12 protein-coding genes are annotated in these 13,386 nt (G+C 70.8%); 5 read left to right on the forward strand and 7 right to left on the reverse strand.

Features of this window, described 5'->3' with window-relative positions; genetic code table 11:
• Positions 1–30: 30 nt before the first annotated feature.
• Positions 31–684, reverse strand: coding sequence for a cyclase family protein (locus D456_RS0102980; RefSeq protein ID WP_017574666.1), 654 nt, complete (start codon positions 682–684; stop codon positions 31–33).
• Between the two features lie 203 nt (positions 685–887).
• Here D456_RS0102980 and D456_RS0102985 point away from each other — a divergent pair, with 203 nt between their 5' ends.
• The 5 genes from D456_RS0102985 to D456_RS0103005 all read left to right on the forward strand — a co-directional run bounded on the left by D456_RS0102985 (position 888) and on the right by D456_RS0103005 (position 7,704).
• Positions 888–1,577 (forward strand): lysophospholipid acyltransferase family protein, encoded by a 690-nt coding sequence (locus tag D456_RS0102985; RefSeq protein WP_017574667.1) that lies wholly within the window; start codon positions 888–890, stop codon positions 1,575–1,577.
• 291 nt (positions 1,578–1,868) lie between these two features.
• On the forward strand, positions 1,869–3,215 hold the full coding sequence (locus tag D456_RS0102990) for an FAD-dependent oxidoreductase (protein ID WP_017574668.1): 1,347 nt from the start codon (positions 1,869–1,871) through the stop codon (positions 3,213–3,215).
• A 399-nt stretch (positions 3,216–3,614) separates the two neighbouring features.
• Positions 3,615–6,800, forward strand: coding sequence for a penicillin-binding transpeptidase domain-containing protein (locus D456_RS27400; RefSeq protein WP_017574669.1), 3,186 nt, complete (start codon positions 3,615–3,617; stop codon positions 6,798–6,800).
• Positions 6,801–7,051: 251 nt separating this feature from the next.
• Positions 7,052–7,360 (forward strand): hypothetical protein, encoded by a 309-nt coding sequence (locus tag D456_RS0103000; RefSeq protein ID WP_017574670.1) that lies wholly within the window; start codon positions 7,052–7,054, stop codon positions 7,358–7,360.
• A 95-nt stretch (positions 7,361–7,455) separates the two neighbouring features.
• Complete coding sequence (locus D456_RS0103005; protein WP_017574671.1) at positions 7,456–7,704, forward strand: hypothetical protein; 249 nt, start codon at positions 7,456–7,458, stop codon at positions 7,702–7,704.
• A gap of 94 nt (positions 7,705–7,798) precedes the next feature.
• Here D456_RS0103005 and D456_RS0103010 read toward each other — a convergent pair whose 3' ends face one another.
• The 6 genes from D456_RS0103010 to D456_RS0103035 form a co-directional block, all read right to left on the reverse strand.
• The gene (locus D456_RS0103010) at positions 7,799–8,122 is read right to left on the reverse strand and encodes a DUF3040 domain-containing protein (RefSeq protein WP_017574672.1); all 324 of its coding nucleotides are present in this window, start codon (positions 8,120–8,122) and stop codon (positions 7,799–7,801) included.
• 143 nt (positions 8,123–8,265) lie between these two features.
• The gene (locus D456_RS0103015; protein ID WP_017574673.1) at positions 8,266–9,321 is read right to left on the reverse strand and encodes an ABC transporter ATP-binding protein; all 1,056 of its coding nucleotides are present in this window, start codon (positions 9,319–9,321) and stop codon (positions 8,266–8,268) included.
• Positions 9,321–10,151: an ABC transporter permease gene (locus D456_RS0103020; RefSeq protein WP_017574674.1), complete on the reverse strand. Its 831-nt coding sequence runs from the start codon at positions 10,149–10,151 to the stop codon at positions 9,321–9,323. Before D456_RS0103020 ends, D456_RS0103015 begins: the two co-directional genes overlap by 1 nt.
• A complete protein-coding gene (gene modA / locus D456_RS0103025; RefSeq protein WP_017574675.1) occupies positions 10,148–10,978 on the reverse strand; it encodes a molybdate ABC transporter substrate-binding protein in 831 nt (276 codons plus the stop codon). Before modA ends, D456_RS0103020 begins: the two co-directional genes overlap by 4 nt.
• Positions 10,971–11,372 (reverse strand): TOBE domain-containing protein, encoded by a 402-nt coding sequence (locus D456_RS0103030; RefSeq protein WP_017574676.1) that lies wholly within the window; start codon positions 11,370–11,372, stop codon positions 10,971–10,973. The genes modA and D456_RS0103030 overlap by 8 nt, the downstream gene beginning before the upstream one ends.
• A 182-nt stretch (positions 11,373–11,554) precedes the next feature.
• Entirely contained in the window at positions 11,555–13,165 is a 1,611-nt protein-coding gene (locus D456_RS0103035) for a glycoside hydrolase family 10 protein (protein WP_017574677.1), read from the reverse strand.
• Between the last annotated feature and the right edge of the window lie 221 nt (positions 13,166–13,386).

The raw sequence follows: 13,386 nt of genomic DNA on the forward strand, positions 1-13,386 counted from the left end.
CGCACCCGCCGCTCGGGGCGGGTGCGGGCCTCATCCGACGACGGCGAAGGCGCGCACCGGGAAGGCCGCCATACCGCGGACCTTGGCCGGCACCGCATGGAAGCGGAACCCCTCGGCGGGCAGCTGGTCGAGCAGGCACAGGTGGCGCACGACCGGCACACCTGCCGAGAGCAGGGTCCCCAGAGCGGGCCGGGCCCCCTCTGCGGCGGGAGCGGTGCGGTCCACACCGACGGCGTCGACACCCACGAGGGCTGCGCCGCCCTCGACCAGGAACTTGGCGGCCGCCTCCTCCAGATAGGGGTGATCGGGGTCGTTGTATCCGTCGGTCCGCCAGTAGCGGTCCCATCCGGTGCGCAGCAGGACCGCGCGGCCGTGCACGTCCAGCTCCCGCAGGAGGCGGGTGTCGATCGGGTTCCGTTCGGTGGCGTCCACGACGAGCCCGGGCAGGTCGGCCACGCGTTCGAGGTCGAGGTCGGCCAGGTCGGCTCCGTCGCGGTAACGGTGGGCGGGCATCTCGACGTAGGTTCCGGTGGCTCCGGCGAGGCCGACACGGCCGCCGGTACCGCCCGCGCCGGAGACGGGGTCGCTCCCGGCCGCACCCTCCTCCACAGTGGGGGCGGGCAGTCCGGGGCTGGTGGTCATCCCGTCGGTGATCTGGTGGCTGACGTCGACGAGTGTGGGCATGGCTGTCTTCCCCGTTTCACGAGCGCGGACCAAAGGTCTAGACCACCCTACGGGTGCGCCCTTCGCCACGGGAGGTCTTGAGCACATCGATTCGGCGGACCTTCGTCTCCGGGCGCTGGGCGCGCAACGATAGGCTCTGCAACGGCCGGTGACGGTTCCCGGCCTTGCCTTCCACCACAAGAGCAAGAAGGGTCGGGCCCATCGTGTCACTGTACGGAGCGGCCAAGTTCGTCGTCGCCCCCCTGAGCCGGGCCGCATGGCCCCAGCGGGTGGAGGGCGTGCACCACGTGCCCTCGGACGGGCCGGTGATCCTGGCATCCAACCACCTGGCTCTGATCGACCCGCTCTTCATCGGCACGGCCTGCCCCCGTCCTGTGCGTTTCATCGCCAAGCAGGAGTTGTTCGACGAGAGCTCCCTCCCCCGCAAGGCGCTCGCCCGTGTGTTGCGTGCCCTCGGACCGCTCTCGGTGGACCGCCGCCCGGGCCAGAGCGCCCAGGAGGCGATGGACAACAGCGTGGAGGTCATCAACGGCGGCGAGGTCTTCGGGATCTTCCCGGAGGGCACCCGTTCACCGGACGGGCGCCTGCACAAGGGCCAGACCGGCCTCGCGTGGTTGGCACTGACCACGGGCGCCCCCGTGATTCCCCTGGCACTGTCCGGCACGGAGCGGATCCTGCCGCCCGGGCGCAAGGTTCCCTCGTTCAACCGGGTCGGTGTGCGCTTCGGCCCACCCGTGGACCTGTCGCCCTGGTCGGGGCAGGCACACCGGGCGCGCCCCCGGCGGGAGGCCACCGACGCGATCATGGCGGCGATCGCCAAGCTCTCCGGGCAGGAGCAGGTCCCGCGCTTCGCCGCCTCGGTCAAGGCCGAACTCGAGGGCGGGAGCAAGTGACTTTCCCCACAGTTGTGGGCGGGCTGACCACGCGCTGACCGTGTGTTGAACCGTGGTGGGACCCTCCGCCGTCGCGCCCCGATCGGGCGCGAACCCGCGGCGAGCAGGGCTCTGCCTCCGATACGGGAACGGCCTTCCCCGGGAGGGCCTCCGCGCAGGAACGCAATTTCCCACCCTTGGAGTAGGGCTACCGGCGTGTGGTATCGGATAGATTAGGCAAGCCTTACCTTTCGATGGCGTCCGACTCTGGCGCGAAGACTTTGGAGCTGTACGATGACGCGACCCCTGCGAGTGGGAATCGTTGGCGCGGGACCGGCCGGTATCTACGCCGCCGACCTGCTCACCAAGGACGAGACCCTGTCCGCGTGCGGCACGTCCGTCAGCATCGACATCCTCGACAAGATGCCCTCGCCCTACGGCCTGGTCCGTTACGGCGTCGCACCCGACCACCCGAGGATCAAGCAGATCCAAGGGGCACTGCACAAGATCCTCGACAAATCCCAGATCACCTTCTACGGCAACGTCGAGTACGGCGTGGACCTCAAGCTCGAGGACCTGCACCGCCACTACGACGCGGTCGTTTTCGCCACCGGCAGCGACCGGGACCGGCCCCTGGACGTGCCCGGCGTCGACCTGCCCGGCAGCCACGGCGCCTCCGAGTTCGTCTTCTGGTACGACTCCCACCCCGACGTCTCCCCGTCCTGGCACGTACAGGGCACCAGTGTTGCCGTGATCGGCGCCGGCAACGTCGCCGTCGACGTGGCCCGCATCCTGGCCAAGGACGCGGACGACCTGCTGCAGACCGACATCACCGACAACGTCTACGAGGGACTGCGCGCCAAGCAGGTCACCGACGTGCACGTGTTCGCACGCCGCGGCATCGCCCAGTGCAAGGCCACCCCGATGGAGCTGCGCGAGCTCGACAAGCAGCCCGGCGTCGAGGTCGTGGTCTACCCCGAGGACTTCGACCTGGACGAGGGCAGCCTGCAGGCCTGCGATGACTCCAACCAGGTCAAGACCAACGTCAAGGTGCTGCAGGACTGGGCGCTCCGCGACGAGCGCGGTGAGGCCAAGCGCCTGCACCTGCACTTCCTGCACAGCCCCGTGGAGATCCTCGGAGAGGACCGCGTGACCGGTCTGCGCACCGAACGCACCGAACTGACCGGCGACGGCAGCGTCAAGGGGACCGGGGAGTTCATCGACCACGAGGTCCAGGCGGTCTACCGCGCCATCGGCTACCTCGGCTCCCCGCTGGCCGGGCTGCCCTTCGACGAGTCCCGAGGCGTGGTCCCCAACGAGGCGGGACGGGTCCTGGACCTGGACGATCAGCCGATCGAGGGGGTCTACGCCACCGGGTGGATCAAGCGCGGTCCCGTGGGCCTGATCGGCCACACCAAGGGCGATGCCCTGGAGACCGTCACCAACCTGGTCGCCGACCGCGAGTCCCTGACCCCGGCCCCGGAACCGGAGCCGGAGTCCTTCCGCGACCTGCTGCGTGAGCGTGGCGTGGAGTACACCACGTGGGAGGGCTGGCAGCGCATCGAGGCCCGCGAGGAGGAGCTCGGTGCCGAGCGCGGCCGCAAGCGGCTCAAGATGCTCACCCGCGACGAACTGACCGGGGCCGCCCTGCAGTCCTAGGGCTCCGGGCGCCCCGGTGCCCCGACCGAACCAGCCCTGAACGGGCTCCCCGGCCGGTCCCGTGCCCCTCTACGGGACCGGCCCTTCGCCTCCTCCGGGGCGGTGACATAGTGCATTCGGCTCACTTGTACATGCCGGAACAACGGGTGGCCCACATGGGTTAGAGTCGCTGTTGGTCGGCGTGGTAGCAAGTGTCCCCCGGGCCTCAACTATTGCCTTCGCGGAATACCGCGTCCGGCCCCTCCTCCCGGGAGGGTGACCGTACGGTCCGGAGCCCCGTTGTGCCCTGCGCCGAGAGGCGACCGCCACGTCGGCCATCAACCTGGTGCCCCGCTCCCGCCTTCGGTGGGAGCGGGGCGCTGTGGTTATCGAGGAGCACTGAACGAAGGACGGTCAGGCGTGGACGAACGGCACCCCCGACAGCCGGATTCCTCCGAGCCGCCCGAGGACTCCGCGGACACGGGTGCTGAGTCGCGCCCATCGAACCCGTACCGGATCCCTCAGCGGCCGCCGGAGAACGAACCCGGGGAAACGGGTGGTTTCAGTTACGGGCACCCCGCTCCGCAGGGGGAGGGCCTCACCGCGGAAGCCTGGGACAACCCCTTCCGCAGCGGATCTGCCGCCGAGGCCGGGAGCGGCCTCGAAACCCCGTGGGGCACACCCGTTCCCGGCGGCGGTTCTCCCGTCGGAGCGAGTCCCTCCGGGTCCACAGCCTCCGAGGACGGCTGGGACACCGGAACCCCGTGGGGCGCGCCCGTACCTGACGAGGAGCCCAGTACCTCCGCGTTCGGTGCCGTCGGTGCCTCCGATGAGACCCCTGGACCGAGCGAGGGCCGGGAAGAGCCGCCCCACGTGTGGGGCACGGTCCCTGAGAGCGCTCCGGGCGGAGCCGGCGACAGCGATGCCTCCTGGGACACCGATCTCTCCACCCCTTCCGGAGCACACGAGGAACCCGGCCCCGGGGAGGGCTGGATCCCGGCCCCCGAGGCCGGGGACACGTGGACGGGCCCCGCATCCGGTGTTTCCCGGGACACGGACCTTTCCGGCTCCGGCAGCGTCGCGGGAGGCACCAGCGGCACGAGCGACACCTGGAGCGCCGGCAGCGGTGCCTACAGTGCAGCTTCCGCCTACGGCGAGGACGCAGCCGGGGACGCCTGGGCCCCAGGCGCCACGGGCGAGGCCGGTGGTTCCTGGGACCCGGACACCGGCAGCACACGGGGCACGGGGCCTGCCCCGGCGTCCGAACAGCGCGAGCGGTCCGAGACCCACGACACCTGGGGCACACACGCGTTCGGCAGTTCCCTGATGTCGGGCAGCGCCCCCGGCGGACCGGCCGATGCCCAGGGACCGTCCGAGGGTCTGGACGCGTCCGGCGGTGCCGCCGACATCTGGGGCTTCGGCCCCGGTGGCCACGGCGTCCGGGGTCCGGAGCCGACCGGCACCGGTCACTCCTGGGACACCGGTGCGCCTGAGGGCCGCGGTACCACCGACACCTGGGGCGGCGCCCCCGCCCCCGAATTCGGGACCCACGAGTCCTGGAGCCCCGGTCCCTCGCACGGCGAGGACGGCGATGCCTGGGGCCGCCCCGGCCCCGAGGGGCCCGGTCCCGACACGGCCGCGTTCGGCCCGGTCGGCCACCCCGGCGCCGAGGAGTACCGGTACGGGGCCGCGCACGACGACGGTTGGGGCACCTGGGACGACACCCACAGCGGGGACCAGGGCTGGGACGACCCCTACCAGGACCAGCCCGTGCACCAGGGGGACACCCCCTACCCGGGCGGCCCGGTCCGGCCCCCTGCTTCCGAGCAGTACGAGTACCTGTACGACAGCGGGCGCGACGGCTACGGCGGTCACGGCGGGGACGACGGCTACGGCGCCGGCCCCGACGCAGCCCCGGACCCGGGCCCCGGCCCCCGCCGCAAGTCCCGCAAGGGCCTGCTCATCGGTGCCGCATCGGCTGTGCTCGTGCTCGCCCTGGCCGGAGGCGCCATCGGCTGGTACGTGTGGCAGATGCCCGAGCCCCAGGAGGCCACGACCGCCTTCGCAGCGAGCTGGGAGGCCCAGGACTACGAGGCCCTGGCCGAGACCACCAGGGGTGACGACGCCGCCGAGATCCTCGGGGGCATCGACGCCGGGCTCGGTGTGGACTCCATCGACGTCAACGTCGGCCAGCCCTCCGTCGAGAGCGGTGAGGGCAGCGCCTCCTACGAGGTGACGGTCTCGCTGACCAACGCCGACGACTGGGGCTGGGAGGGAGAACTCCCGCTGGTACGCGAGGACGGCGAGTGGTGGATCGACTTCTCGCCCGAGGTGGCCTACCCCGGTCTGGGCGAGGGCGAGGTCCTGACACGCACCGCGGTGTGGGGCGAACGCGGCCACATCCTGGCCGCCGACGGGACCCGGCTGGACACCCCGGAGGTCTCGGGCTCGCTGCAGATGATCGCGGGTTCACTGGGTGAGGCCGACGAGGACGACATCGAGCGGCTCGGTCCGGCCTACGAGGTGGGCGACACCATCGGTGTGGACGGTCTGCAGCGGACCTACGAGGAGCACTTGGCCGGTGATGCGGCGACCACGATCGTGACGGCCGACGCCGAGGAGGCCCAGGGCGAGGGTTCGGTGGAGGCCACCGAGGAGAACACCGTGGCGACCCTCGACGGCTCCGACGGCGAGGACATCACCACCAGCATCGACCCGAACGTGCAGAGCATCGCCTCGAGCGCGATCATGGCAGCGGACGACCCCGCGGGGATGGTGGCGGTACGCCCCTCCTCCGGCGAGGTCCTCGCCGCGGTGAACGTGCCCGGCGGGTTCAACCGCGCGTTCGAGGGCCAGTACCCGCCCGGTTCGGCGTTCAAGATCGTCAGTTACAGCGCGCTGCTCGACAACGGCTTGTCCACGGGCGCGACGATGAACTGTCCCGAGGAGTACGACCTGGGCGGCTGGCCCTTCCGCAACGCCGGTGACGCCGAGTACGGCGCGCAATCGGTGACCGAGGCGTTCGCGACCTCCTGCAACACCGCTCTCGTGTCGGAGCTGGGCGACCGGGTCAGCGGCGAGCAGCTGCAGGCCAGCGCCGAGCAGTTCGGGATGAACCAGCCCCTGGACATCGGGGTGACCACACACGAACCGCTCTTCCCGGCGGTGGACAGTGCCACGATGCTCGGCGCGCAGGGCATCGGCCAGGGTCAGATCCTGACCTCGCCGCTGCACATGGCCACGCTCCCGGCCGCGATCGCCGACGGTTCCTGGCGCCGTCCGGTCCTGGTGAACGACCCCGAGCCCGCCGACCTCCCCGAGCCGACACGGATCGCCAACGCCGAGGCCATCCGGCCGATGATGCGTGCGGTGGTCACCGACGGAACGGCCGAGAGCCTCGACTTCCAGGGTGAGGTCTTCGGTAAGACCGGTACGGCCGAGTTCGGTACGGCCGAGGACGCCGACGAGGACGACGAGCTGCCCAGCCACGCATGGATGGTCGGTTACAAGGGCGACGTCGCGTTCGCCGTGGTCGTCGATGGCGGCGGCGGCGGTTCCTCGGTGGCGGGCCCGCTGGCCGAGAGCTTCGCCAATGGACTGCCATAAGCCACAAAACGAACGGAAGGCGCGGCACTCCTTACTCCCAAGTTCCTCCCGACACAAGCCTGCTCCACCCCAAGTCGGGTAAACGTTCAGCACAGCGCGGATAATTTTACTTTAAGTTATTCATTCATTTCAGACTGTTACTGCTTGCTGGTGAAGGGCATGAGGGGAGTGGCTCGGAAACGGTCCTCTCGCCGCGGGTGAGCGGGCCGGTCGAGCCGGAAGAGCATACCCGTGTCGAGAGGACACCTGGAATGAACCGCAAGACCCTGACCAGCATCGCCATTGCGGCTGTCGCAGCCCCTGCCCTGGCCCTGGGCGGCCCGGCCGTGGCGATGGCGGACAGCTTCTACGGGACCGGCGGCGAACACGCCGGCCCGAAGGGTGCCCACCAGTGGGGCGTCGTCGCCGCTACCCAGAGCCCGGACTTCGGGCACGGCGGCAAGGACCAGAACGGTGACCACGGCCACGGCGGCTTCGGCAGCATCTACGCCGGCGGCTACAACTACGCCGGCCCGGAGGGCGCGGGCCAGGGCGGCACCGTGAGTGGTACCCACCACTGAGGAGAGCACCCGGTGTCGGGCGCGGTGGTGCACGCACCACCGCGCCCGACCGCTTTCAGTAGCCGTTTCACCACATGGACCGAGAAGAGGAACATATGGGACACACACGCCGGGCCCTGGCCGTGGCCGTGGTCACCGCCGGGTTCACCTTGGGAGCTCCCGCCCTCGCTCTGGCCGAGTCGGGCTTCGCCACCAGTGAGTCCTACGCCGGGCCGGACGGGGCCTCCATCACCTACGTCCAGAGCGTCGTCGACGACCAAGGCAACGTCTCCTACGAGCACGTCACCCTCCATGCCGGGCCGGACGGTGCCGGGCAGGAGAGGACTCGGAGCAGCGCGGGCTGACCCTTCCGCCGTACCTCGGGACGCCCACCCGAGGGGGCGTCCGTCGCTGTTCCGGACGGCCCTTCCTCCCCTGTCCCGTGACCGGGACAGGGGATCAGGGTCCGGGTGTTGGGATCCTCTCCCCTGCGGGCCCCTCGGCCGGGACGCTCTCCCCCGTGCCGGGCACGTTCTCGCTCGCGGGTTCGGGTTGCGGGGTCCCCGGTGTCAGCACGAACAGCAGGACCAGAAGACCCGCGGTGACCGCTGCGATCACCGCGCACGCCGCCCAGGGTTTCCAGCTGCCCAGACCTGGTTCGGCCGGCTCGTCCGGGTCCTCGGCCGCAAAAGAGTCGAGTCGTTCCGCGAGATCGGGCGCTTCCTCGTCAAGCTGCCGTTCGATCTCCGCGAGGATTCGCCGTTCATGCTCTCTCAAGGACATGGCACCCTCCTCAGCCGTAAGGGGACTGACCGCCGTCTCCGGGGTTCTACGAGTCTCCCCAGGCCACGCCGCGAATATCCCGCTATCGTCAGGTTTTCCCGGTAGGGTTCACCCAAACCCACGGGCCCGTGCGCACATGCCGGTCAGGCGCCGTAACACTCGACCTCGGCTGCCTTGACCCCGGCCCAGACCGTCTTTCCGCGCACGAGACCGAGTTCGGCGACGGCGGCGGGACTGACGTCGGCGGCGAGGTCGGGCGGCCCCGCCAGGTGGACCCGGACCTGGTCGCCGAAGCGCTCCACGCCGTCCACACACACCCGCCACACGTTGCGGGGACTGCCGTGGGGCGGTTCTGCGTACAGGGCCACGGACCGGGGCGGGAAAGCCACCAGCGCGGGCCCGGACGCCGGCTCGGGCAGCTGTACCGCCGCCGCTCCCCCGTCCCCCTCGGTCTCCAGGGTGACCGTGGTGTCCTCCGCCTGTCCCCGGAAGAGGTTCAGACCCACGAGCCGGGCGACGTAAGGGGTCCGGGGTCGACGGGCCACCTCTGCGGGGGTGCCCTGCTGCACCACCGCGCCGTGTTCGATCACCGCGATCCGGTCGGCCAGGACCATGGCGTCCAGGGGATCGTGGGTGACCAGGACCGTGACCCCGTCGAACTCCTCCAGCCAGTGGCGCAGACGGGCCCTGACCTCCACCCGCGTACTGGCGTCCAGGGCCGCCATGGGTTCGTCGAGCAGCAGCAGACGCGGCCGCACGGCCAGGGCCCGGGCCAGCGCGATCCGTTGGGCCTGGCCCCCGGAGAGGTTGCCCGGGCGGACGGCGGCGTACTCGGCCAGGCCCATGTGTTCCAACAGGGACTCGGCCCGGCGCCGTGCCCCGGCCTTGCCCGCGCCCTGGCAGCGCGGACCGAAGGCGACGTTGTCCAGGGCGCTCATGTTCGGGAACAGCAGGTAGTCCTGGAAGACCATGCCGATGGGGCGCCCCTCCACGGCGGTCGTGGTCTCGTCGCGGCCGTCCACCCGCACGTGTCCGGCCACCAGGGGCACCAACCCGGCCAGTGCGCGCAGGGCCGAGGACTTTCCTGCCCCGTTGGGGCCGAGCAGGGCCAGGATCTCGCCGCGCTCGGCGCTCAGACGCGCGTCGAGGGCGAAGTCGCCGCGGCGCAGTCGCAGGTGGGCGTCCAGGAAGGAACCCATCACGTGTTCATCCACTTCTCGCGCAGGGTCACCAGCACGGCCAGGGAGACCAGCAACAGGACGAGGCTGAGCACGATGGCGGCCTCCGGGTCGCGTTGCATCGCCATGTAGACGGCCAGGGGCATGGTCTGTGTACTGCCGGGGAAGTTCCCGGCGAAGGTGATGGTGGCCCCGAACTCGCCCAGGGCCCGGGCCCAGCACAGGATGGCGCCGGCCCCGATACCGGGCAGCACCATCGGCAGGGTCACTCGGGTGAAGACGGTGGCGCGGTTCGCGCCGAGGGTGGCGGCGGCCTCCTCGTAGCGGCGGTCGGCGCCCCGCAGGGAACCCTCGACGCTGATGACCAGGAACGGCATCGCCACGAACACCTGCGCCATGACCACGGCGGCGGTGGTGAAGGGGACGGTCAGGCCGAACCAGGCATCCAGGTGGGTGCCGAGGAGACCGTTGCGTCCCAGGACGATGAGCAGGGCCACACCGCCGACGACGGGAGGGATGACCAGGGGCACGGTCACCAGCGCGCGGACGAACCGGCGGCCGGGGAACTCGGTACGGGCCAGGAGCCAGGCCAGCGGCACCCCGAACAGCACGGAGACCACCGTGGCGACGGTGGCTGTGACCAGCGAGAGCCAGAGCGCGTCGAGCACCTCGGGGTCACGCAGGCGTTGGCCCATCTCCGGCCAGGGGGCACTGACCAACAGGCCGGCGAAGGGCAGCACGAGGAAGGCGACGGCGGCCAGCGCGGGCAGGAGGAGGATCCAGGGTGCGCGTCCCGGGCGGGGGCGGCTCCGCCTCGGGGTGGCCGGGATGGTGAGGTGCTGGGCGGTCACGGAGTACCGAACCCTGCTTCTTCGAGGGCGGCGGCGCCGGTCCCGGAGAGGACCAGTTCGACCCAGGCCCGGGCGGCCCCGGGCTCCTGTGCGCCGGAGAGCACACCGATGGGGTACTCGTTGACGGCCTCCTCCGTTCCGGCCTCGGGGAAGCCGATGCCTTCGACACGGTCCTGGGCGGCGACGACGTCGGTGGTGTAGACGAGTCCGGCGTCGACCTCGCCGAGTTCGACCTTGGTCAGAACGGCGCGCACGTCCTCCTCGTAGGTGACGGGGGTGATGTCGGTGCCGGATTCCTCCAGGGCCGCGGTGGCGGCTGCACCGCAGGGGACCTCTCGGGCGCAGAAGGCCGTGTCGACCCCGTCCCCGGACAGGTCGCCGAGGTTCTGGACGCCGGCGGGGTTCTCGGGGGGCACTGCGATCTGGAGGGTGTTGGTGGCGAACAGGGTTCCGTCCTCGGGGTGCCCGGCGGCCGGGTCCGGGTCCAGACCGAGGTCGTCGACGACCCGTTCCATCGTGACGGTGTCGGCGGCGGCGAAGACGTCGGCGGGCGCACCGGAGTTGATCTGCACGGCCAGTTCGCTGCTGCCGGCGAAGTTGAGGACGACGTCGACACCGGGGTGTCGGGTCTCGAACTCCTCGGCCAGGTCCTCGAAGACGTCGGTCAGGGAGGCGGCGGCGAAGACGTTGAGTTCACCGGACAACTCGCCCCGGTCCTGTGGGGCGTCCTGCCCGCCGTCCCCGGCACAGGCGGCCGCGACCAGGCTCAGGCACGTGACTGCGGCCAGGAACGCCGGGCGAGGGGGTCGGAGGGCGGTTTCACCCATGGCGGTCTCCGGTGCTCTCGATGACGACGTTGGTGGACTTGACGACGGCGGTGGCGGTACTGCCGACCTCGAGGCCGAGTTCGTCGGCGGCCTCGCGGCTCATGAGGGAGAGCACCCGGTGGGGCCCGGCCTGGATCTCCACGGAGGCCATGACGCGGTCGCGGACCACGTTCGTGACCAGGCCGCGGAAACGGTTGCGGGCCGAGGAGGTCCGGCGGGCCGGGTCCTGGTCGGAGCCGGCGCTCATGAAGGCGGCCAGGTCGGCTCCCTCGAGCAGGCGGCGTCCGCTGTCGTCGCGGTCGGCGGGCAGACGCTCGGAGTCGACCCAGCGGCGCACGGTGTCGGCGCTGACACCGAGTAGTTCGGCGGCCTCACTGATCCGGAATCGCGGCATGGGTCGACCATACAAGGCGCACATGCCAACCAAATAGGGGTATCGGCCTAGCATCAGCGCTCATCTGAACCATTTTTGTTGGCGGATGCCACAAGGATCCGACCCGTGCCCGGGACCGCGCCCCGGTGGTACGGGCGCGGCCCCGCTGCGGCCCGGCGGGGCACCCGTCCCCGGGACGGTCCTCAGCTGCGGACGTCCACGACCTCGCCGACCGGCCCCTCGGCCCGGTAGGCGTCCAGGGCGGTGACCACGTAGCCGGAGGTGTCCTCGTCGACGTCGTCGGTCAGCCCGGTTCCGCCGGTGAGCCCGACCAGGTTCTCCTGGGCGAGTGCGGCGCACTGCTCCTCGGGGTCGCCGCCGGCCGCTGCCTCGGCGTCGTCGGGGCCCAGGCGGTAGACCGCGTAGAAGCGGGCGTCCCCGTTCTCGTCCCAGGTGAGTTCGGCGGTGCCGTCGGAGACATCGGCCTCCACCCCCTGGACGGCGCCGACCTGCGGCTCTTCTTCGCCGGGGCCCACCCGCGGCGGCAGGGCCGGCTGCCCGTAGTGGCTGTCCCGGAGGTTCTCGACGGCGGCCTCGTTGTCCCGCATGCTCTTGATCGAGAAGTAGATGTCGCCGTCGACCTGCTCCTTCTCCCCGGAGTAGTCGAGCTGGGTGCTGAGCGCGTCCTCCTCGCTCCAGTCGTCGCCCAGACGGTAGGCGCCCTGGCCGATGTAGAGGTCGACGCCGGTGCCCTCGACCTCCTCGGCCCACCAGTCGCTCATCTTCTCGTAGTCGGCCGCCTCGAACCCGCGTTCCCAGTAGAGCTGCGGGGCGACGTAGTCGACGGTGCCCTCCTCGATCCAGGTCCGGGTGTCGGCGAACTGGTCGTCGTAGGACTGCAGGCCGGCGCTGGGCGATCCGCTGGGGTCGGTGGAGTCGTTGCGCCAGATCCCGAACGGGGAGACCCCGAAACTCACCCACGGCTTGCTCTCGCGGATCTGGTCGTGCACGTCGCGCATGAGCTGGTCGACGTTGTCGCGGCGCCAGTCCGCACGGTCGTCGAAGCCGCCGCCGTACTCCTGCCAGGTGGCGTCGTCGTCGAACTCCTCACCCTCGACCGGGTAGGGGTAGAAGAAGTCGTCGAAGTGCATGCCGTCGACGTCGTAACGTTCGACGATGTCCGTGATCACGGCGGTGACCCACTCGCGGACCGCGGGGTTGCCGGGGTCGACGTAGGCCTCCTCGCCGTGCTCGACGAGCCATTCGGGGTTCTGGCTGACCGGGTGGTCGTCGGTGAGGTTCTCCAGGTCGGGGTCGAGCAGACCGACCCGGTACGGGTTGACCCAGGCGTGCATCTCCAACCCGTGCTCGTGGGCCTGTTCGACCGCGTGTGCGAGCGGGTCGTACCCCGGATCGCCGCCCTGCTCACCGGTGAGGTAGCGGGCCCAGGGCTCCATGTCGGAGTCGTAGACGGCGTCGGCGGTGGGACGCACGTGCAGGAACACGGAGTTGAGGTTCATGTCGACGGCGTCGTCGAGCCAGGCGTCGAGCTCCTGCTTCTGTTCCTCCTCGGACAGGCCCGGTTCGGAGGGCCAGTCGATGTTGCGCACGGTGGTCAGCCATGCACCGCGCATCTCGCGCTTGTCCTGGGCGGGCCCGCAGGAGGCCGAGGGAGCGGACCGGCCGCCGGAGCCGTCCTGGGACTGTTCCGGTCCGGTCGAGCAAGCCGAGAGCAGCACGGTGGCGGCGACAGCCGTGATCCCCCACCGGGTGGCGGCGCGCGGCGTGGTCACGGCCCGTGCCACAGAGTCCATGGGAAACGTCTCCTCCGAGAGATGGTTCGCGTGCCGCCGTCCCCCCGGCGCCACACCGCGTCCAAGATTAAAGCAATACGTCAAGATTTCGTCACGATCGCTGTTTGATGTGGACAATATCGCCCGAGGAAGGCATCGGAACCCTCGCCCGGTCGGTCCGGCGCCGCACCCGCAAGGGCCCGAACCGGACACACCCTCCCGAACGACGTCCTAGACTCGGG

The sequence above is a fragment of the Nocardiopsis kunsanensis DSM 44524 genome (genome assembly GCF_000340965.1).
GTDB classification, from domain to species: Bacteria; Actinomycetota; Actinomycetes; order Streptosporangiales; family Streptosporangiaceae; genus Nocardiopsis; species Nocardiopsis kunsanensis.